General features: G+C 63.7%; 23 protein-coding genes. All 23 read left to right on the top strand.

The annotated features are described in order from the left end of the window. Window positions 1-39: 39 nt before the first annotated feature. Complete coding sequence (gene fliS, locus KY379_RS21295; protein ID WP_133328317.1) at window positions 40-432, top strand: flagellar export chaperone FliS; 393 nt, start codon at window positions 40-42, stop codon at window positions 430-432. A gap of 20 nt (window positions 433-452) precedes the next feature. Then, a complete protein-coding gene (locus tag KY379_RS21290) occupies window positions 453-746 on the top strand; it encodes a flagellar protein FliT (RefSeq protein WP_133328319.1) in 294 nt (97 codons plus the stop codon). A 162-nt stretch (window positions 747-908) separates the two neighbouring features. Beyond that, the gene (fleQ, locus tag KY379_RS21285) at window positions 909-2,384 is read left to right on the top strand and encodes a transcriptional regulator FleQ (protein ID WP_133328321.1); all 1,476 of its coding nucleotides are present in this window, start codon (window positions 909-911) and stop codon (window positions 2,382-2,384) included. Between the two features lie 141 nt (window positions 2,385-2,525). Next, on the top strand, window positions 2,526-3,734 hold the full coding sequence (locus tag KY379_RS21280; RefSeq protein ID WP_133328323.1) for a sensor histidine kinase: 1,209 nt from the start codon (window positions 2,526-2,528) through the stop codon (window positions 3,732-3,734). Next, complete coding sequence (locus tag KY379_RS21275; protein ID WP_261241331.1) at window positions 3,734-5,107, top strand: sigma-54-dependent transcriptional regulator; 1,374 nt, start codon at window positions 3,734-3,736, stop codon at window positions 5,105-5,107. Before KY379_RS21280 ends, KY379_RS21275 begins: the two co-directional genes overlap by 1 nt. Window positions 5,108-5,209: 102 nt before the next feature. After that, window positions 5,210-5,542 carry a flagellar hook-basal body complex protein FliE gene (fliE, locus tag KY379_RS21270; RefSeq protein WP_133328328.1) on the top strand — a complete coding sequence of 111 codons (333 nt, stop codon included), beginning with the start codon at window positions 5,210-5,212 and terminating at the stop codon, window positions 5,540-5,542. 15 nt (window positions 5,543-5,557) lie between these two features. Then, window positions 5,558-7,333 (top strand): flagellar basal-body MS-ring/collar protein FliF, encoded by a 1,776-nt coding sequence (gene fliF / locus KY379_RS21265; protein ID WP_133328330.1) that lies wholly within the window; start codon window positions 5,558-5,560, stop codon window positions 7,331-7,333. Then, on the top strand, window positions 7,326-8,345 hold the full coding sequence (gene fliG / locus KY379_RS21260; RefSeq protein WP_133328332.1) for a flagellar motor switch protein FliG: 1,020 nt from the start codon (window positions 7,326-7,328) through the stop codon (window positions 8,343-8,345). The genes fliF and fliG overlap by 8 nt, the downstream gene beginning before the upstream one ends. Before the next feature lie 143 nt (window positions 8,346-8,488). Then, on the top strand, window positions 8,489-9,259 hold the full coding sequence (gene fliH, locus KY379_RS21255) for a flagellar assembly protein FliH (RefSeq protein WP_261241327.1): 771 nt from the start codon (window positions 8,489-8,491) through the stop codon (window positions 9,257-9,259). Further along, window positions 9,249-10,607: a flagellar protein export ATPase FliI gene (fliI, locus tag KY379_RS21250; RefSeq protein ID WP_133328336.1), complete on the top strand. Its 1,359-nt coding sequence runs from the start codon at window positions 9,249-9,251 to the stop codon at window positions 10,605-10,607. The genes fliH and fliI overlap by 11 nt, the downstream gene beginning before the upstream one ends. Before the next feature lie 6 nt (window positions 10,608-10,613). Then, window positions 10,614-11,066 (top strand): flagellar export protein FliJ, encoded by a 453-nt coding sequence (gene fliJ, locus KY379_RS21245; protein ID WP_196171795.1) that lies wholly within the window; start codon window positions 10,614-10,616, stop codon window positions 11,064-11,066. 99 nt (window positions 11,067-11,165) lie between these two features. After that, window positions 11,166-11,471: an STAS domain-containing protein gene (locus tag KY379_RS21240; RefSeq protein WP_133328340.1), complete on the top strand. Its 306-nt coding sequence runs from the start codon at window positions 11,166-11,168 to the stop codon at window positions 11,469-11,471. Between the two features lie 8 nt (window positions 11,472-11,479). After that, entirely contained in the window at window positions 11,480-13,171 is a 1,692-nt protein-coding gene (locus tag KY379_RS21235) for a fused response regulator/phosphatase (RefSeq protein ID WP_261241325.1), read from the top strand. 49 nt (window positions 13,172-13,220) lie between these two features. Then, window positions 13,221-13,568 (top strand): Hpt domain-containing protein, encoded by a 348-nt coding sequence (locus tag KY379_RS21230; RefSeq protein WP_133328344.1) that lies wholly within the window; start codon window positions 13,221-13,223, stop codon window positions 13,566-13,568. A 65-nt stretch (window positions 13,569-13,633) separates the two neighbouring features. Then, window positions 13,634-14,911: a flagellar hook-length control protein FliK gene (locus tag KY379_RS21225; protein WP_261241324.1), complete on the top strand. Its 1,278-nt coding sequence runs from the start codon at window positions 13,634-13,636 to the stop codon at window positions 14,909-14,911. A 181-nt stretch (window positions 14,912-15,092) separates the two neighbouring features. Next, complete coding sequence (gene fliL, locus KY379_RS21220) at window positions 15,093-15,590, top strand: flagellar basal body-associated protein FliL (protein ID WP_133328348.1); 498 nt, start codon at window positions 15,093-15,095, stop codon at window positions 15,588-15,590. A 9-nt stretch (window positions 15,591-15,599) separates the two neighbouring features. Continuing rightward, window positions 15,600-16,568 (top strand): flagellar motor switch protein FliM, encoded by a 969-nt coding sequence (gene fliM / locus KY379_RS21215; protein ID WP_133328350.1) that lies wholly within the window; start codon window positions 15,600-15,602, stop codon window positions 16,566-16,568. 47 nt (window positions 16,569-16,615) lie between these two features. Beyond that, on the top strand, window positions 16,616-17,071 hold the full coding sequence (fliN, locus tag KY379_RS21210; protein WP_133328352.1) for a flagellar motor switch protein FliN: 456 nt from the start codon (window positions 16,616-16,618) through the stop codon (window positions 17,069-17,071). A gap of 12 nt (window positions 17,072-17,083) precedes the next feature. Then, window positions 17,084-17,518: a flagellar biosynthetic protein FliO gene (gene fliO, locus KY379_RS21205; RefSeq protein ID WP_133328354.1), complete on the top strand. Its 435-nt coding sequence runs from the start codon at window positions 17,084-17,086 to the stop codon at window positions 17,516-17,518. Then, window positions 17,518-18,285 carry a flagellar type III secretion system pore protein FliP gene (fliP, locus tag KY379_RS21200; RefSeq protein ID WP_133328356.1) on the top strand — a complete coding sequence of 256 codons (768 nt, stop codon included), beginning with the start codon at window positions 17,518-17,520 and terminating at the stop codon, window positions 18,283-18,285. The genes fliO and fliP overlap by 1 nt, the downstream gene beginning before the upstream one ends. 21 nt (window positions 18,286-18,306) lie before the next feature. Then, a complete protein-coding gene (gene fliQ / locus KY379_RS21195; protein ID WP_133328358.1) occupies window positions 18,307-18,576 on the top strand; it encodes a flagellar biosynthesis protein FliQ in 270 nt (89 codons plus the stop codon). Between the two features lie 7 nt (window positions 18,577-18,583). Continuing rightward, the gene (gene fliR / locus KY379_RS21190; protein WP_196171791.1) at window positions 18,584-19,360 is read left to right on the top strand and encodes a flagellar biosynthetic protein FliR; all 777 of its coding nucleotides are present in this window, start codon (window positions 18,584-18,586) and stop codon (window positions 19,358-19,360) included. A 2-nt stretch (window positions 19,361-19,362) separates the two neighbouring features. Next, window positions 19,363-20,505 (top strand): flagellar biosynthesis protein FlhB, encoded by a 1,143-nt coding sequence (flhB, locus tag KY379_RS21185; protein ID WP_261241318.1) that lies wholly within the window; start codon window positions 19,363-19,365, stop codon window positions 20,503-20,505. The last annotated feature ends 153 nt before the right edge of the window (window positions 20,506-20,658 follow it).

Genomic DNA, 20,658 nt, shown 5'->3' with positions numbered 1-20,658 from the left:
GTAGGCTATACGTCACACATTTTCCGCGAGAGGTTCGCCATGCATCCCCTTAAAGCCCTGCGCCAGTACCAGAAAGTCAGCTCCCACGCGCAGGTCTCCGAGGCCAGCCCCCACCGCCTGGTGCAGATGCTGATGGAAGGTGCACTGGACCGCATGGCCCAGGCCAAGGGCGCATTGTCGCGCGGCCAGATCCCCGAGAAGGGCGTGATGCTCGGCAAGGCCATCGACATCATCGGCGGCCTGCGCGAAGGTCTGGATGCCGAAAAGGCCGAAGACCCGGCCTACATCGCCGAGCTGGACAGCCTCTATGCCTACATGATGACCCGCCTGACACAGGCCAACCGCAGCAACGACACGGAAATCATCGACGAAGTCGCGCGCCTGATGATCACCGTCAAGTCCGGTTGGGATGCGCTCGCGGCCGCCGAATGATGAGCGCGCCAGGAGATGCCATGAGCCCGCTGGACAAGATCGCGCAGACCCGTGCGGCCCTGGAGGCGGCGTTGCAAGCGAAGGATTGGGCGCTGATCGGGGAGCTCGATCAGGAGTGCAGGGCCTGCGTGGAGTCCATCAACAACGCCCAGGTAGATGACCTGGACTTGTTTCGGGTCAATTTAGAGGCACTTCTGGTCCTGTATCGTCAATTGCTCGACGCCAGTAGAAATGAGCGTGGCGCTGTTTATGACGAAATGAACCAGTTTCGCCAAGCAAAAAACGCCGCTAAGGTATACCATCTGTTCAGTTAACTCGAAACGCCCCGTACGGGCGCCATAAAATTGACCTTTACAGATTTTCGACTTAACTAGTGTCTATTTAACCATTTCCGGCATCAAACCATGACCGTTTGGTCGGCTTTGAGCTAACTACGCCCTTTGGCGCCGAGAATTGACTAGGGAAGTTGCTATTGCATGTGGCGTGAAACCAAGATTCTCCTGATCGATGACGACAGCGCCCGCCGCCGCGATCTGGCGGTGGTCCTGAATTTCCTCGGGGAAGAAAACATTCCGTGCTCCAGCCATGACTGGCAGCAATCGGTAGCTTCGTTGTCTTCCAGCCGCGAAGTGCTGTGCGTGCTCATCGGCACCGTCAATTCCCCAGGCAATGCGCTGGGCTTGCTAAAGACAGTGGCAGGGTGGGATGAGTTCCTTCCGGTTTTGCTTTTAGGCGAAATTTCTTCTGCGGACTTCCCGGATGACCTGCGCCGTCGGGTGCTGGCCAACCTGGAAATGCCACCGAGCTACAGCCAACTGCTCGATACCCTGCACCGTGCCCAGGTCTACCGCGAGATGTATGACCAGGCGCGTGAGCGTGGCCGTCAGCGCGAGCCCAACCTGTTCCGCAGCCTGGTCGGCACCAGCCGCGCGATCCAGCACGTGCGCCAGATGATGCAGCAGGTGGCCGATACCGATGCCAGCGTGTTGATCCTCGGCGAGTCGGGCACTGGCAAGGAAGTGGTTGCGCGTAACCTCCATTACCACTCCAAGCGCCGCGAAGCGCCGTTCGTGCCGGTCAACTGCGGGGCGATCCCGGCCGAGCTGCTGGAGAGCGAACTGTTCGGCCACGAGAAGGGCGCCTTCACCGGGGCCATCACCAGCCGCGCCGGGCGTTTCGAGTTGGCCAATGGCGGTACGCTGTTCCTTGACGAAATCGGCGACATGCCGCTGCCGATGCAGGTCAAACTGCTGCGCGTGCTGCAGGAGCGCACGTTCGAGCGGGTGGGCAGCAACAAGACCCAGAGCATCGACGTGCGGATCATCGCCGCGACCCACAAGAACCTCGAAAGCATGATCGAGGACGGCACCTTCCGCGAAGACCTGTACTACCGGCTCAACGTCTTCCCCATCGAGATGGCACCGCTGCGTGAGCGGGTCGAAGACATTCCGCTGCTGATGAACGAACTGATCTCGCGCATGGAGCACGAGAAGCGCGGTTCGATTCGCTTCAATTCGGCGTCGATCATGTCGCTGTGCCGCCACGGCTGGCCGGGCAATGTCCGCGAGCTGGCCAACCTGGTCGAGCGCATGGCGATCATGCATCCGTACGGTGTGATCGGGGTGTCGGAGCTGCCGAAGAAATTCCGCTACATCGACGATGAAGACGAGCAGATGGTCGACAGCTTGCGCAGCGATCTCGAGGAGCGCGTGGCGATCAACGGCCATGCGCCGAACCTGGGTAATCACGCGATGCTGCCGCCCGAGGGGCTGGATCTCAAGGATTACCTCGGCACCCTCGAACAAGGGTTGATCCAGCAGGCGCTGGACGATGCCAACGGTATCGTGGCGCGGGCGGCTGAACGTTTGCGTATCCGGCGTACGACCCTGGTGGAGAAGATGCGCAAGTACGGCATGAGTCGCCAGGGTGGCGAGGAGGCGGCGGAGGACTGACGGTCCGTTCGCTGGGGATTTGCGGTGGGGCGACCAATCTCGCCTCCACCGCAACCGCCAAACCCTCATCCCCGGCACGGCTATTGCACCACCGCTGGCAACACACCGTTTTTATGACGGTCAGCCACGCGAGAGAGCACGATGCCCCAGGCCGCCCACTTTTCCCGAGCCCCCGATCCGCAGGGGCGTACCCCGATCGAGCAGGAAAGTCGAGAGGGGCTTGAGCAGGCGTTCGCCCTGTTCAACCAGATGTCCACCCAGCTCACCCAGTCCTACAGCATGCTCGAAGCCCGGGTCAGCGAGCTCAAGGGCGAGCTGGCGGTGGTCAGTGCTCAGCGCATGGCTGAACTGGCGGAGAAAGAGCGCCTGGCCAACCGTCTGCAGAACTTGCTGGACCTGCTCCCAGGCGGGGTGATCGTGATCGACGGTCACGGCTTGGTTCGCGAGGCCAATCCAGCCGCCTGCGACTTGCTCGGCGAGCCGCTGGTCGGCCAACTGTGGCGTCAGGTGATCGCCCGCAGTTTCGCTCCGCGCAAGGACGATGGTCACGAAGTCTCGTTGCGCGACGGTCGCCGCCTGTCCATCGCTACCCGCTCGCTGGATGCCGAACCCGGCCAGTTGGTGTTGCTCAACGACCTGACCGAAACCCGTCGTCTGCAAGACCAATTGGCGCGCCATGAGCGCCTGTCTTCGCTGGGACGCATGGTTGCCTCGCTGGCCCATCAGATTCGCACCCCGCTGTCCGCGGCCATGCTCTATGCCAGCCATCTGGCTGACGACCTGCAGACCCTTGCCCCGCAAACCCGCCAGCGCTTCGCCGCCCACCTCAAGGAGCGTTTGCACGAACTGGAGCACCAGGTGCGCGACATGCTGGTATTCGCCCGTGGCGAGTTGCCGCTGAGCGACCGGGTAACGCCCAAGGCACTGTTCCAGGCCCTGCAGCAGGCGGCCCAGGTGCACGTCCAGGGCCAGGCCGTACGCTGGCAGTGCGACAGCCACCTGGGTGAGTTGCTGTGCAACCGCGATACCTTGGTCGGTGCCTTGCTCAACCTGATCGAGAACGCCATTCAGGCCAGTGCCGAGCCCGCCCGGCTGAAAGTGCACCTGTACCGCCGCGAGCAGACCCTGCACCTGTGCATCAGCGACGCCGGCTGCGGTGTCGCCCCCGACCTGCTGGAGCGCCTGGGTGAGCCGTTCCTGACCACCAAGTCCACCGGGACCGGCCTCGGCCTGGCCGTGGTCAAGGCGGTGGCGCGCGCCCATCAGGGGCGGGTCGAGCTGCGCTCCAAGGTCGGTCGTGGCACCTGCGTGAAGGTGTTGTTGCCGCTGATCGTTACGGAGGCCAAGTGATGGAGATCAACGTCCTGCTGGTCGAGGACGACCGCGTGCTGCGCCAGGCCCTGGGTGACACCCTGGAGATCGGCGGCTTCGCCTATCATGCCGTGGGCAGCGCCGAGGAAGCGTTGCAGGCGGTGCGGGCCGAACCGTTCAGTCTGGTGGTCAGCGATGTGAACATGCCTGGCATGGACGGCCATCAGTTGCTGGCCCAGCTGCGTCGCTTGCAGCCGCAGTTGCCGGTGCTGTTGATGACCGCCCATGCGGCAGTCGAGCGGGCTGTCGAGGCCATGCGCCAGGGCGCGGTGGATTATCTGGTCAAACCGTTCGAACCCAAGGCACTGTTGAGCCTGGTACAGCGTCATGCCGGCGCTGCTGGCCTGGCCGAAGAGGAGGGGCCGGTGGCCTGTGAGCCGGCCAGTCGGCAGTTGCTGGATCTGGCAGCGCGCGTGGCGCGCAGCGACTCCACCGTACTGGTGTCCGGTGAATCGGGTACGGGCAAGGAGGTGCTGGCGCGCTTCATTCATCAGCAATCGCCCCGGTCGAGCCAGCCTTTTGTCGCCATCAACTGCGCGGCCATCCCCGACAACATGCTCGAGGCCACGCTATTCGGCCATGAGAAAGGTGCCTTCACCGGGGCCATCGCTGCCCAGGCGGGCAAATTCGAGCAAGCTGAGGGCGGTACGCTGCTGCTCGATGAGATTTCCGAGATGCCCCTGGGGCTGCAGGCCAAGCTGCTGCGGGTATTGCAGGAGCGCGAAGTGGAACGGGTGGGCGGGCGCAAGCCGATCCCGCTCGATATCCGCGTACTGGCCACCACCAACCGCGACCTCGCCGGCGAAGTCGCTGCCGGGCGCTTCCGTGAAGACCTGTACTATCGCCTGTCGGTGTTTCCCCTGGCCTGGCAGCCGCTGCGCGAACGCACCGGCGATATTCTGCCGCTGGCCGAGCGCCTGCTGGCGCGCCACGTGGCCAAGATGAAGCACGCGCCGGTGCGTCTGTCCGCCGACGCCCGTGCCTGCCTGCAGGGATATGCCTGGCCGGGCAATGTGCGTGAGCTGGACAACGCCTTGCAGCGTGCCCTGATCCTCCAGCAGGGCGGCGTCATCGAAGCGGCGGATTTCTGTCTGGCTGGCGCCATTCCCTTGTCGGCGGGGCGCCCGCCCACCACTTCACAAGCTGCAGTGGAGCCGGTCGAGGCCCAAGGCGATCTCGGCGGCGACATGCGTCGCCACGAATTCCAGATGATCATCGACACCCTGCGCGCCGAGCGCGGTCGCCGCAAGGAGGCTGCCGAGCGGCTCGGGATCAGTCCGCGCACCCTGCGCTACAAGCTCGCCCAGATGCGTGACGCGGGTCTGGACGTGGAAGCCAGCCTCTACGGCTAAACCAATTAAGCGATCAAACGGCGGGCTGGCACTCTTGTTGCTAGTTCCAGGCTATCCGCCGCATGCGTGTCAAAAAAATGCGGCCGCCGGAGAGAGAAGTTCATGAGCCAAGGTGTTGAATTCAATCGTCTGATGTTGGACATGCGCGCCATGCAGGCCGATGCCATGTCGCTGCCAAAAGCCACTGCCGCTCCTGAGTTGGCAGAAGGTCAGAGCAGCTTCGCCGACTTGCTCGGCCAGGCGATCGGCAAAGTCGACGCCACCCAACAGGCCTCGACTCAGCTGGCCAACGCCTTTGAAATCGGCAAGAGCGGCGTCGACCTGACCGACGTGATGATCGCCTCGCAAAAGGCCAGCGTATCCATGCAGGCATTGACCCAGGTGCGCAACAAGCTGGTCCAGGCGTACCAGGACATCATGCAGATGCCGGTTTGAGGACGGAAGTAAGTCATGGCTGAAGCAGTCGTCGATAACGCCCCCGCCAAGAGCGGCCCACCAGCGTCGAAGCCGCCGCTGTTCGGCATGGCGTTCCTGGAAAACATCTCGCAGATGCCCATGCTGCGTCAGATCGGCCTCATGGTCGGGCTGGCCGCCAGCGTGGCGATCGGTTTTGCCGTGGTGCTCTGGTCGCAACAGCCGGATTACCGTCCGCTGTACGGCAGCCTGGCGGGCATGGACACCAAGCAGGTCATGGACACTTTGGCGGCGGCCGACATTCCGTACAACGTGGAACCCAACTCCGGCGCACTGCTGGTCAAGGCCGACGACCTCTCCCGGGCGCGCCTGAAACTGGCGGCCGCTGGCGTGGCGCCAAGCGATGGCAACATCGGCTTCGAGATTCTCGACAAGGACCAAGGCCTGGGCACCAGCCAGTTCATGGAAGCCACTCGCTACCGTCGTGGCCTGGAAGGCGAGCTGGCGCGTACCGTCGCCAGCCTCAACAACGTCAAGGCCGCGCGCGTGCACCTGGCCATTCCGAAAAGCTCGGTGTTCGTGCGAGACGAGCGCAAGCCCAGCGCTTCGGTCCTGGTCGAGCTGTACCCAGGCCGCGCCTTGGACGCTGGCCAGGTTATGGCCATCGTCAACCTGGTGGCCACCAGTGTGCCGGAACTGGACAAATCCCAGGTGACCGTAGTCGATCAGAAGGGCAACCTGCTCTCCGATCAGCTGCAGGATAACGCCCTGACCATGGCTGGCAAGCAGTTCGACTACAGCCGGCGCATGGAAAGCATGCTCACCCAACGGGTGCACAACATCCTGCAACCGGTGCTGGGCAACGATCGCTACAAGGCCGAAGTGTCCGCCGACCTCGACTTCAGTGCAGTCGAATCGACCTCCGAACAGTTCAACCCGGACCAGCCGGCGCTGCGCAGCGAGCAGTCGGTCAATGAACAGCGCTCCAGCAGCCAGGGCCCGCAGGGCGTACCGGGCGCGTTGAGCAACCAGCCGCCGGCTGGAGCCTCTGCGCCTGAGAACGCCACTGCTGGGGCGCCGGCCGCCGGCGCCATTCAGCCAGGCCAGCCGCTGGTGGACGCCAACGGTCAGCAGATCATGGATCCGGCCACCGGTCAGCCGATGCTGGCGCCGTACCCGGCCGACAAGCGTGTGCAGACCACCAAGAACTTCGAACTCGACCGTTCCATCAGCCATACCCGTCAACAGCAAGGTCGCCTGACCCGGCTGTCGGTAGCGGTGGTGGTCGATGATCAGGTCAAGGTCGATGCCAACGGCGAGAGCACCCGGACCCCATGGGGCGCCGAAGATTTGGCGCGCTTCACCCGCCTGGTTCAGGATGCGGTGGGCTTCGATGCCAGCCGTGGCGACAGCGTGACGGTGATCAACGTGCCGTTCTCCGCCGACCGAGGCGAAGTGCTGGCCGATATTCCGTTCTACTCGCAGCCGTGGTTCTGGGACATCGTCAAGCAGGTGCTGGGCGTGGTGTTCATCCTGGTACTGGTGTTCGGCGTGCTGCGACCGGTACTCAACAACATCACTGGCGGCGGCAAGCAGGCTGCCACGGACAGCGACATGGAGCTGGGCGGCATGATCGGTATGGATGGCGAACTGGCCAACGACCGCGTCAGCCTGGGTGGCCCGACAAGCATTCTGTTGCCAAGCCCGAACGAGGGTTACGAGGCGCAGCTCAACGCAATCAAGGGCCTCGTGGCCGAAGACCCGGGCCGCGTGGCCCAGGTCGTGAAAGAGTGGATCAACGCCGATGAGTGACAACCGAGCCGTTACCGCCAAGCTGAGCCGCGTCGACAAGGCGGCCATCCTGCTGCTCTCGCTGGGCGAGACCGACGCTGCGCAGGTGCTGCGCCACATGGGCCCCAAGGAAGTGCAGCGGGTCGGCGTGGCCATGGCGCAAATGGGCAACGTGCACCGCGAACAGGTCGAGCAGGTGATGAGCGAGTTCGTCGATATCGTCGGCGACCAGACCAGCCTGGGCGTGGGCTCCGACGGCTACATCCGCAAGATGCTCAACCAGGCCCTGGGTGAGGACAAGGCCAACGGCCTGATCGACCGCATCCTGCTCGGCGGCAACACCAGCGGCCTGGACAGCCTCAAGTGGATGGAGCCGCGTGCCGTGGCCGACGTCATCCGCTACGAGCACCCGCAGATCCAGGCCATCGTGGTCGCCTACCTCGACCCGGACCAGGCCGGTGAAGTGCTGAGCAACTTCGACCATAAAGTGCGCCTGGACATCATCCTGCGCGTGTCGTCGCTCAACACCGTGCAGCCTGCGGCGCTCAAGGAACTGAACCTGATCCTCGAGAAGCAGTTCTCGGGCAACTCCAATGCCGCTCGCACCACCTTGGGCGGTATCAAGCGTGCCGCCGACATCATGAACTTCCTCGACAGCTCGGTCGAAGGGGCATTGATGGACTCGATCCGCGAGATCGACAACGACCTGTCGGAGCAGATCGAAGACCTGATGTTCGTCTTCAACAACCTGGCCGATGTCGACGACCGTGGCATCCAGGCGCTGCTGCGCGAGGTGTCCTCGGACGTGCTGGTGGTGTCGCTCAAGGGCGCCGACGAGCGGGTCAAGGACAAGATCTTCAAGAACATGTCCAAGCGTGCCTCGGAACTGCTGCGCGACGACCTCGAGGCCAAGGGCCCGGTGCGCGTCAGCGACGTCGAGACCGCGCAGAAGGAAATCCTCACCATTGCCCGCCGCATGGCCGACGCCGGCGAGATCGTGCTGGGTGGCAAGGGTGCCGAGGAAATGATCTGATTTTCGCAGGCAGCTTTGGATCCTGTGGCAACGGGCCTGCCCGTGAAGCAGGCACCGCGGTGAATGGCACCGGCTTTGCCGGTGTTCGCGGGCGAGCCCGCTCCCACACAGGCTGCATCGGCAGTTGTTGAGTACCTGAAAACATGCCTACCAAAGAATCCCATCCCAGCGATCTGATCCGCGCCGGCGACCTCGAAGGCGTCGACGTCTGGGCCCTGCCCAGCTTCGACCCAGAGCCGGAACCCGAGCCCGAACCCGAGCCGGAACCGGAGATCATCGAGGAGGAAATCGAGGAAGTGCCGCTGGAGGAAGTCCAGCCGCTGACCCTCGAGGAGCTCGAAGCCATTCGCCAGGAAGCCTACAACGAAGGCTTCGCCACCGGCGAACGGGAAGGTTTTCACAGCACCCAGCTCAAGGTTCGCGAGGAAGCCGAAAAGGCCTTGAACGCCAAGCTCGGCAGCCTCGAGCGCCTGATGAGCCACCTGCTGGCACCGATCGCCGAGCAGGACACGCAGATCGAGCAGACCCTAGTGCACCTGGTCGCGCACATGACCCGGCAGGTCATCGGCCGCGAGCTGCGCAGCGACTCCAGCCAGATCACCCACGTGCTGCGTGAAGCGTTGAAACTGCTGCCGATGGGTGCCGAGAACATCCGCATCCATCTCAACCCGCAGGATTTCGAGCTGGCCAAGGCCCTGCGCGAACGTCACGAAGAACAGTGGAAGCTGCTCGAAGACGACACCCTGCTGCCAGGTGGCTGCCGTATCGAGACTCTGCACAGCCGGATCGACGCGACCATGGAGACCCGCATCGAGAAAGTCGTCGCGCAGTTGTTCGACCAGCTTCACGATCAGGCCCTGCATCCGGCCAAACCGGACATGCGTATCGACCTGGATGCCGCCGATGCGCCTTGATCGCACCAGCTTCGGCAAGCGCCTGGGCAGCTATGCCGAGGCGGTCAAGCTGCCTGCCCAGCCGGTGGTCGAGGGCCGTCTGCTGCGCATGGTCGGCCTGACCCTCGAAGCCGAAGGCCTGCGCACCGCAGTTGGCAGTCGTTGTCTGGTGATCAACGACGACAGCTACCACCCGGTGCAGGTCGAAGCCGAAGTGATGGGCTTTGCCGGCAGCAAGGTGTTCCTCATGCCGGTCGGCAGCATCGCCGGTATCGCCCCAGGCGCGCGGGTGGTGCCGCTGGATGACAGCGGCCGTCTGCCCATGGGCATGAGCATGTTGGGTCGTGTGCTCGATGGCGCCGGTCGTGCCCTGGATGGCAAAGGCGGGATGAAGGCCGAAGACTGGGTGCCGATGGATGGTCCGGTGATCAACCCGCTCAACCGTGACCCGATCAGCCAGCCGCTGGACGTCGGCATTCGCAGCATCAACGGCCTGCTCACCGTCGGCCGTGGCCAGCGCCTGGGGCTGTTCGCCGGTACCGGTGTGGGCAAGTCGGTTCTGCTGGGCATGATGACCCGCTTCACCGAGGCGGAGATCATCGTCGTTGGCCTGATCGGCGAGCGTGGTCGCGAGGTGAAGGAGTTCATCGAGCACATCCTCGGCGAGGAGGGGCTCAAGCGTTCGGTGGTGGTCGCCTCGCCCGCCGACGACGCGCCGCTGATGCGCTTGCGTGCGGCCATGTACTGCACGCGTATCGCCGAGTACTTCCGCGACAAGGGCAAGAACGTCCTGTTGCTGATGGACTCGCTGACCCGTTTCGCCCAGGCGCAGCGCGAAATCGCCCTGGCCATCGGTGAGCCGCCTGCCACCCGCGGCTATCCGCCGTCGGTGTTCGCCAAGCTGCCCAAGCTGGTCGAGCGTGCCGGTAATGGCGAGGCCGGGGGAGGGTCGATCACCGCTTTCTATACGGTCCTGTCCGAAGGCGACGACCAGCAGGACCCGATCGCCGACTCGGCGCGCGGCGTGCTCGATGGTCACTTCGTGCTGTCGCGGCGCTTGGCCGAGGAAGGCCATTACCCCGCCATCGATATCGAGGCATCGATCAGCCGGGTCATGCCACAGGTGGTCGATGCCGATCACCTGCGCCAGGCGCAGAAATTCAAGCAGTTGTGGGCGCGTTTGTCGCAGAGCCGCGATTTGATCAGCGTCGGCGCCTACGTGGCCGGTGGCGACCCGGAAACCGACTTGGCCATCGCCTTGCAGTCGAAACTGGTCGACTACCTGCGCCAGGGGCTCGACGAGCACGCCGGCATGGAGCAGTGCCGGGCTGAGCTGGGGGCGATCTTCACGCCTCCGGCCGGGCACTGATAGGCCATGGCCACGCCCAGCCGTGCCGCGCGTTTGGTGCCGGTGGTGAACATGGCCGAGGAGACCGAGCGCAAGGCCGCTCAGCGGCTGGGGCATTTCCAGCAACTGGTCGTGCAGTCGCAGGCCAAGCTGGCCGAGCTCGAAACGTTTCGCGAGGGGTATCAGGCTCAGTGGATCACCCGCGGTGGGCAGGGAGTCGATGGCAGCTGGCTGCTGAACTACCAGCGCTTCCTCGGCCAGCTGGAAACGGCCATGACCCAGCAGCGCCAGAGCCTGCAATGGCATCAGAACAACCTCAACAACGCCCGCGGCACCTGGCAGAAGGCCCATGCGCGGGTCGAAGGCTTGCGCAAGCTGGTGCAGCGCTACCTCGACGAGGCGCGTCGCGCCGAAGACAAGCGCGAGCAGCGCCTGCTCGACGAACTGTCGCAGCGTTTGCCTCGCCAAAGCCAGTTCTGACAACGGTTTCAGGGCTTGTCCCAGAACGGTTTGCAAGCACCCTCAGTGCCTGCTAAACCTTCAGGACGGGTATCCGCCATCATCGAAGGAATCGCTAGCATGGCCGTCGAAACCGATTTTTCGCAGGATGGGAAAAAGCTGACGATCAGGATCAAGGGCCGCTTCGATTTTGGTCGTCACCAGGAGTTTCGGGACGCCTACGAACGGCAGAATCGCAGACCCGACGTCGTGGTCGTGGATCTGGGTGCCGCCACCTACCTCGACAGCTCCGCGCTGGGCATGTTGCTGTTGCTTCGCGACCATATGGGCGGGGACGACGCGGAGGTGAGCGTGGTGCACGCCAATTCGGACGTGCGCAAGATCCTGGCCATCTCCAATTTCGACAAGCTGTTCGACATCAGTTGAGTGACGCAATGGCCGTCGAGCAGGCGTTGACCGTGCTGGTGGCCGAGGATGGTGCCGCCGATCGCCTGTTGCTGGCACAGATTGTCCGCCGACAGGGGCATGAAGTGCTCACCGCGGAAAATGGCGCGCAGGCCGTGGCGCTGTTCGCCGAAAAGCGTCCGCAACTGGTCCTGCTCGACGCCCTGATGCCGGTGATGGACGGATTCGAAGCGGCGCGGCAGATCAAGGCGCTGGCCGGCGAGGCGCTGGTGCCGATCATTTTCCTGACCTCGTTGAACGAAGAGCAGGCGCTGGTGCGCTGCCTGGAGGCCGGAGGTGACGACTTCATGGCCAAACCCTACAGTGCGGTGATCCTCGGCGCCAAGATCTGCGCCATGAACCGCTTGCGCCGTCTGCAGGCCACGGTGCTCGAACAGCGTGACGAGATCGCCCGGCACCACCATCACCTGCTCAACGAACAGCGGGTGGCCAAGGCGGTGTTCGATAAGGTCGCCCACTCTGGCTGCCTGGGCGCGCCTAATATCCGCTACCTGCAGTCGCCCTACGCGCTGTTCAACGGCGACCTGTTGCTGGCCGCATTCACCCCCTCCGGCAACATGCATGTGCTGCTCGGCGATTTTACCGGCCATGGTCTGCCGGCAGCGGTCGGCGCGATGCCCCTGGCCGAAGTGTTCTACGGCATGACCGCCAAAGGCTACGGACTGGCTCAGACCTTGCGCGAGATGAACGCCAAGCTCAAGCGAATCCTGCCGGTGGACATGTTCTGCTGCGCGGTGCTGCTCAGCCTCAATCCCCAGCGCGGTACACTGGAGGCCTGGAACGGCGGCATGCCGGACGGCTACCGACTGTCTGCCGACGGCGAGGTGCTAGGTGTGCTGCGCTCGCGCCATCTGCCGCTGGGGATCTTGCCAGCCGAGCGTTTCGACGACAGCACCGAGGTACTGCCGATGGCCGCAGGCGAACGCTTGTTGTTGCTGTCCGATGGTGTCGTGGATACCGCCGATGAGCAGGACCGTCTGTTCGGCGTACAGCGCCTGCGCACGGTGTTGGCAGGCAACCGCGACCCGTCGCGGTTGTTCGACGAACTGTTGCAGGCGTTGCAGTGTTTCGGCGGACGTGCCCGGGACGATATCAGCCTGTGCGACATCCGCATGTTCGCCCAGGGCGAGCAAGTGCCGGCACCGACCCTGTACACCGACAGCGGGCGATCCAGTCCGTTGGACTGGTCGTTGGGCCTGGAGCTGCGCGGTGACAGCCTGCGACGTTTCAATCCGGTTCCCTATCTGGTGCAACTCTTGCAAGAGATCCATGCCCTGCGCCGGCATACGGGCACCTTGCACAGTGTGCTGAGCGAGTTGTATACCAATGCCCTCGAGCACGGCGTATTGGGGTTGGATTCGCGGCTCAAGCGGGATGTGCATGGCTTCACCGAATATTACCGGGAGCGGGCCCGGCGCCTGGACGCCCCCCTCGATGGCTTCGTGCGCATCGACCTGCGGGTGGAACCTCAGGCCGAAGGAGGACGTCTGTTGATTGAGGTGCGCGACAGCGGCGCAGGTTTCGATGTCGTGGCTCAGCAGGCAAAGCCGGTCCGTGAACGGCGTCTGAGCGGGCGCGGCCTGAGCCTGGTGCAGGGCCTTGCCAGCTACGCCGAATGGTGCGAGGGCGGGCGCTGTGCCAAGGCGGAGTTGAAATGGTGAGCCACTGCGGTGGCTTGGGTGTGATCCAGCTTGATCAAGGAGTGAGCAAGTGGTTGAGATACATATCGATCAAAAGGTACTGAGCGACCTCAAGGAGGTCATGGAAGACGGCTTCCTGCAGTTGGTGGATACCTTTCTGGAGGACTCCGAGCGACGCCTGAGCCAGTTGCACGAAGCCAAGAGCGCCGAGGAGCTCGGCCTTGCCGCCCATAGCTTCAAAGGCAGCAGCAGCAACATGGGCGCGGTGATCCTGGCTCAGCTGTGCGAGCAGCTGGAAGAGCGCGCACGCCATCCGCCGCTGTATGGCATCGAGGACCTGGTCAGTCGTATCGATCAGGAGTACCTGGAGGTTCAGCGCTTCTACCGAGACGAGCGGCAGGGTGTATCGGCTCCCTGACCTGGCGCGAGTCTTGCACATCTTCGTCCAGACGATTTTTTTGATCCTGGCGCGGAGATCCACAAATGCCTGTCGCTTCCAATCCTTTGTTGCAAGCCAGTGTCACCAGCGCCCCCTCCCGAGGGGCTGGCGCGGTGGCCGACAAACCGGCGCAGACAGCGGCAGAGCAGGGCGGCGGCTTCGATCAGGTGATGGCCAGCCAGGGTCGCGACAAGCCTTCGCTGCAGTCCGACAAAGGCGTGCAGAGTAAGCCCAAGGACAAGCCGGAGACCGCCCAGGGCGGCAAGGATGTGACCGCCGATAAACCGGCGGTTGCCGATGACGGCAAAAGTTTGCCAGCCACCGATGACGCCGATACCGCTGCGAGCGATGGCAGCTTGCTTGACGCCAGCCTGGTGGCTGGCCAGGTCACCGATGCGCAGCCTGGCGCGCAACTGATCCAGGCCCAGGCCGAAGCCGTGGCACCGGTCCTGCAGGCGGCGGTTCAGCAACCGGCGGTCGCCGACCAGACGCCTGCGGCTGCGGACGATTTCGATCCGGAGGCCGACCCGCTGGCCAACCTGCCGACCTTGCGCCTGGCTCTTGAGCAGAACGCCCAGGCCAAGGGCGCCACCTCGGCCCATGCTGCACCGGCCGCCGACGGCGCCCAGGGCGACAATAACCAGGCCACCGTCAATAGCTTGGCGAGCCAGGCCGCCCACGGGCAAGCCGAAGCGGGTCAGTCCGATACGGGTGACAAGGCCTTCGGTGCCTTGCTCGAAGACGGCCTGAAAGATACCAAGAGCGCCAGCAGCGACACCCGGGTCGACGATTTCGCCGACCGTCTGGCCAGCCTGAGCCAGGCTGTCACTGCGAAAACCACCCAGGCTTCGCCAGTGACCGCCAACCCTCTGCAGCAACCCTTGTCGCTGAACCAGAATCCGTGGGCCGAGGGGTTGGTGAACCGGGTGATGTACATGTCCAGCCAGAACCTCAAGTCGGCGGATATCCAATTGGAGCCGGCCGAGCTCGGTCGCCTGGACATCCGTGTCAACCTGGCGGCGGACCAGTCCACCCAGGTGACGTTCATCAGCGGCCACGCTGGCGTGCGTGATGCGCTGGACAGTCAGGTTCATCGTCTGCGCGAGCTGTTCGCCCAGCAGGGGCTGGCGCAGCCAGACGTCAACGTGGCCGACCAGTCGCGTGGACAGCAGCAACAGGCGCAGCAGGAGTCGAACCTGTCCGGTGTCGCGGCGCGACAAGCGCAGACAGGCGACCGTGATACCGCCGAATTGGCCGAAGTGTCGCGGCCGATGGAGCAGCAGGTGGTCATCGGCGACAGTGCGGTCGATTTCTACGCCTGATTTGCTTTGCCTGTACCGGCCCTTTCGCGGGTAAACCCGCTCCCACAGGTTCTACACAGCCTGTGAAAACTGTGGTGTACCCGCGAAAGGGCCGCTACAGACGAAACTTTCCAATCTGGCATAACACTTGCTCAAGCCACGTCATCCTCCTTGAAACCCCGCTGGACGACGGATTATTGGCATGGCGAAGAGCGACGCAGTGAAAGACCCCGCCACTAAAGGCAAACTCAAGCTGATCCTGCTGATGGTGCTGGCCCTGCTGCTGGCCGTCGGCCTGTCGGTGGGTGCCACCTGGTTCATCATGCACAAGAGCGAATCGGCCCCTGCGGCGGATGCCGCGGCCAGCAACGTCAAGCCGGCGGCGATCTACGAGCCCTTGGCCCCGGCCTTTGTGGTGAACTTCAACCAGAACGGCCGCCAGCGCTACATGCAGGTGAGCATCACTCTGCAGGGTCGCAATCAAGCTGACCTCGATGCGCTGAAAGTGCACATGCCGGTGATCCGCAACAACCTGGTGATGATGTTCTCCGGGCAGGGCTTCGACACCCTGGCCAGCAGCCCAGTGGGCCAGGAGATGTTGCGCCAGAAAGCCACCGCGGTTGTGCAGGAAGTGGCGCAGAAGGAAGTCGGCAAGCCGGTCATCGACCAGCTGCTGTTCACCAATTTCGTATTGCAGTAGGAGCCCGTCATGGCCGTACAGGACCTGCTGTCCCAGGATGAGATCGATGCGCTGCTGCATGGCGTCGACGATGGTCTGGTGCAGACCGAAAGCGTTGCCGAGCCGGGTAGCATCAAGAGCTATGACCTGACCAGCCAGGATCGTATCGTCCGGGGTCGCATGCCGACCCTGGAGATGATCAACGAGCGCTTCGCCCGCTATACCCGCATCAGCATGTTCAACCTGCTGCGTCGCTCCGCCGACGTGGCGGTGGGGGGCGTACAGGTGATGAAGTTCGGTGAGTACGTGCATTCGCTGTACGTGCCGACCAGCCTCAACCTGGTCAAGATCAAACCGTTGCGCGGCACCTCGCTGTTCATCCTCGACGCCAAGCTGGTGTTCAAACTGGTGGACAACTTCTTCGGTGGCGATGGCCGCCACGCCAAGATTGAAGGCCGCGAATTCACCCCGACCGAGTTGCGCGTGGTGCGCATGGTCCTGGACCAGTGCTTCGTCGACCTCAAGGAAGCCTGGCAGGCGATCATGCCGGTCAACTTCGAGTACATGAACTCCGAGGTCAACCCGGCCATGGCCAACATCGTCGGCCCGAGCGAGGCGGTGGTGGTATCGACCTTCCACATCGAACTGGATGGCGGTGGCGGCGATCTGCACGTGACCATGCCGTATTCGATGATCGAGCCGGTGCGCGAGATGCTCGATGCCGGTTTCCAGTCCGACCTGGACGATCAGGACGAGCGTTGGGTCAAGGCCCTGCGCGAGGACGTGCTGGACGTGGCTGTGCCGCTGACCGCCACGGTCGCCCGACGCCAGCTCAAGCTGCGCGACATCCTGCACATGCAGCCCGGTGACGTCATCCCGGTCGAGCTGCCTGAACACCTGGTGTTGCGCGCCAACGGCGTGCCGTCGTTCAAGGCGCGCCTGGGCTCGCACAAGGGCAACCTGGCGCTGCAGATCATCGACCCGATCGAGCGCCGCTGACGGCGTACCGGCCGCTCCCCAAGAATTGAATGCCTGTCGAGGAAATCATGGCTAACGAAAACGAGATCAACTCCCCCGAGGAGCAGGCCCTGGCCGATGAATGGGCTGCGGCCCTGGAAGAAACCGGTGATGCTGGCCAGGCCGACATCGATGCATTGCTCGCCGGTGATGCCGGCCCTGGGCGTCTGCCGATGGAAGAGTTCGCCAGCTCGCCCAAGCCAAGCGACAACGTGAGCCTCGAAGGCCCCAACCTGGACGTGATCCTGGACATTCCGGTGAGCATTTCCATGGAGGTAGGCAGCACCGAGATCAACATCCGCAACCTGTTGCAGCTCAACCAAGGCTCGGTGATCGAGCTCGACCGCCTGGCGGGCGAGCCGCTCGACGTGCTGGTCAACGGCACACTGATCGCCCATGGCGAAGTGGTGGTGGTCAACGAGAAGTTCGGCATCCGCCTGACTGACGTGATCAGCCCAAGCGAACGCATCAAGAAGCTGCGCTGAGTGAAGGGCTCGATGCGGGCCGTGACGGCCCTGGGCGCGCTGCTGGCCAGCGAGATCGCCATCGCCGCCGCCACCCCGACCCCTGCCGTGCCGGCGGCACCTGGCAGCCTGGGCGGCCAGTTGGCGCAGATGGTCTTCGGCCTGCTGCTGGTGGTGGGGCTGATCTTCTTCCTTGCCTGGTTGCTGCGCCGTATGCAAGGCGCGGCGCCCAAGGGTGGCCAGGTGATCGAGATCGTCGGCAGCCGCGCCATCGGCCCGCGTGACCGCTTGCTGCTGGTGCAGGTCGGCAAGGAGCAGATCCTCATCGGCCACAGCCCAGGTAGCATCGAAGCCCTGCATGTCATGGCCGAGCCGGTCGAGGTGCCTGCCAGCGCCCGTCAGGCGGCGCCGGAGTTCGCCCAGCGCTTGCTGGAACTGATGGGCAAGGACCAGAAGGACAAGAAGTGATGAGCCGCGCCTTGCGCATGTTGTTGAGCACCTTGCTGCCACTCGCGCTGCTGTTGGCCGCGCCGTTGGCGTTGGCCGCCGATCCGTTGTCGATCCCGGCGATCACCCTGTCCAATGGCCCGGACGGCCAGCAGGAATACTCGGTCAGCCTGCAGATCCTGCTGATCATGACGGCGCTGAGCTTCATTCCAGCGTTCGTCATCCTGATGACCAGCTTCACCCGCATCATCATCGTGTTCTCGATCCTGCGTCAGGCCCTGGGTCTGCAGCAGACGCCGTCGAACCAGGTGCTGACCGGCATGGCGCTGTTCCTCACGCTGTTCATCATGGCGCCGGTGTTCGACAAGGTGAACCAGAGCGCCCTGCAGCCATACCTGAACGAGCAGATGACCGCCCAGCAGGCGATCGAGACCGCCCAGGGGCCGCTCAAGGACTTCATGCTGGCGCAGACTCGGCAGAGCGACCTTGACCTGTTCATGCGCTTGTCCAAGCGCACCGACATCGCCGGCCCCGACCAGGTGCCGTTGACCATCCTGGTGCCGTCGTTCGTCACCTCCGAACTGAAGACCGCATTCCAGATCGGTTTCATGATCTTCATTCCATTCCTGATCATCGACCTGGTGGTGGCCAGTGTCTTGATGGCCATGGGTATGATGATGCTGTCGCCGTTGATCATCTCGCTGCCGTTCAAGATCATGCTGTTCGTCCTGGTCGATGGCTGGGCGTTGATCATGGGTACCCTGGCCGGCAGTTTCGGCGGCGTCTGACGCCGCCAAGGAGAGCCACGCATGACACCTGAAGTAGCTGTCGACCTGTTCCGAGACGCGCTCTGGCTGACCACCCTGATGGTCGCCATCCTGGTGGTGCCGAGCCTGCTGGTGGGCCTGCTGGTGGCGATGTTCCAGGCTGCCACGCAGATCAACGAACAGACTCTGAGCTTTCTGCCGCGCCTGCTGGTGATGCTGGTGACGCTGATCGTCGCCGGTCCCTGGCTGGTGCAGAAGTTCATGGAGTACATCACCGGTCTGTACACCAGCATTCCGCAGTTGATCGGTTGACCGGGCGATGCTGGAGCTGACCGACGCGCAAATCGGCACCTGGGTCGCCACGTTCCTGCTGCCGCTGTTCCGGGTCACGGCGATGCTGATGACCATGCCCATCTTCGGCACCAAGATGCTGCCCGCGCGCATCCGTCTCTATGTGGCGGTAGCCATCACCGTAGTGATCGTTCCGGCCCTGCCAGCGCTGCCCGAGTTCGATCCGCTCAGCCTGCGCGGCCTGCTGCTGTGCGCCGAGCAGATCATCGTCGGGACTTTGTTCGGCCTGGCTCTGCAGCTGTTGTTCCAGACCTTCGTCATTGCCGGTCAGATCGTCTCCACGCAGATGGGCATGGGCTTCGCCTCGATGGTCGACCCGGCCAACGGTGTCAACGTGGCCGTGGTCAGTCAGTTCATGACCATGCTGATCAGCATCCTGTTCCTGCTGATGAATGGCCACCTGGTGATGTTCGAGATATTGACCGAGAGCTTCACCACACTGCCGGTCGGCAATGCGCTGGTGGTCAGCCATTTCTGGGAGATGGCCGGGCGCATGGGCTGGGTGTTCGGTGCCGGGCTGTTATTGATTCTGCCAGCGATCACCGCGTTGTTGGTGGTGAACATCGCCTTCGGCGTGATGACCCGTGCCGCGCCGCAGTTGAACATCTTTTCCATCGGCTTCCCCCTGACCCTGGTGTTGGGTATGGGGATCTTCTGGATCGGCCTGGCCGATGTGCTGTCGCATTACCAGGCATTGGCCAGCGAAGCGCTGCAGTGGCTACGTGAGCTGGCGAGGGCGGGCTGAGCATGGCGGAAAGCGAGAGCGGCCAGGACAAGACGGAAGACCCCACCGACAAGCGCAAGCGCGACGCGCGCGAGAAAGGTGAGATCGCCCGTTCCAAGGAGCTGAACACGGTCGCGGTGACCCTGGCCGGAGCCGGCGGATTGCTGGCGTTCGGTGGCCATCTGGCCGAGACACTGTTGGAGATGATGCGCCTGAATCTGTCCCTGCCCCGCGAAGTGATCGTCGATGAGCGGGCCATGGGCGCGTTTCTGTTGGCTTCGGGCAAGATGGCGGTATGGGCAGTGCAGCCGGTGTTGATCCTGCTGTTCGTGATCTCGTTCGTGGCGCCCATTGCCCTGGGTGGGTTCCTGTTCTCCGGCAGTCTGTTGCAACCCAAGTTCAGCCGGCTGAATCCGCTGTCCGGGATCAAGCGCATGTTCTCGGTCAATTCGCTGACCGAGTTGTTGAAGGCCATCGCCAAGTTCTTCGTGATCCTCCTGGTGGCGCTGGTGGTCTTGGCCGGCGACCGCCAGGCGCTGCTGTCGATCGCCAACGAGCCAACCGAACAGGCGATCATCCACAGTTTGCAGGTCGTAGGCTGGAGTGCGCTGTGGATGGCGGCAGGGTTGCTGCTGATCGCGGCGGTGGATGTACCGTTCCAGCTCTGGCAGACGGCCAAGAAACTGAAGATGACCAAGCAGGAAGTGCGCGACGAATACAAGGAGCAGGAAGGCAAACCCGAGGTCAAGCAGCGCATCCGCCAGTTGCAGCGCGAGGTGTCGCAGCGACGCATGATGGCCGCGGTGCCCCAGGCCGATGTGATCATCACCAACCCCACGCACTACGCCGTGGCTTTGCAGTACGACCCGGAGAAGGGCGGTGCGGCGCCGTTGCTGCTGGCCAAGGGGACCGACTTCCTGGCGCTGAAGATCCGCGAGATCGGCGTCGAGCACAAGATCCAGATCCTCGAGTCGCCAGCTTTGGCGCGGGCGATCTACTACTCCACCGAACTTGAGCGCGAGATCCCGGCAGGGCTGTACCTGGCGGTCGCGCAGGTGCTGGCCTATGTCTTCCAGATCCGCCAGTACCGGGCGGGCAAGGGCAAGCGGCCGGATCCGCTCAAGGAAGATCTGCCGATACCGCCGGATCTGCGGCGCGACGAATGATTTCGGCTGTCTGTGCCGGCCTCTTCGCGGGCAAGCCCGCCCACGGAGCCCCCCACAGACGTTGAAACTTGTGGGGTGCCTGTGGGAGCGGGCTTGCCCGCGAAGAGGACAGGACAGACACGCCGAAAGGCCCCGTGGGCGTCAAAGTTGGAA

The organism is Pseudomonas sp. HD6422 (assembly GCF_025377065.1).
Lineage (GTDB): Bacteria > Pseudomonadota > Gammaproteobacteria > Pseudomonadales > Pseudomonadaceae > Aquipseudomonas > Aquipseudomonas putida_U.
Note: the sequence above shows the minus strand (reverse complement) of the source record. Positions and strands in the feature narration are given on the sequence as shown.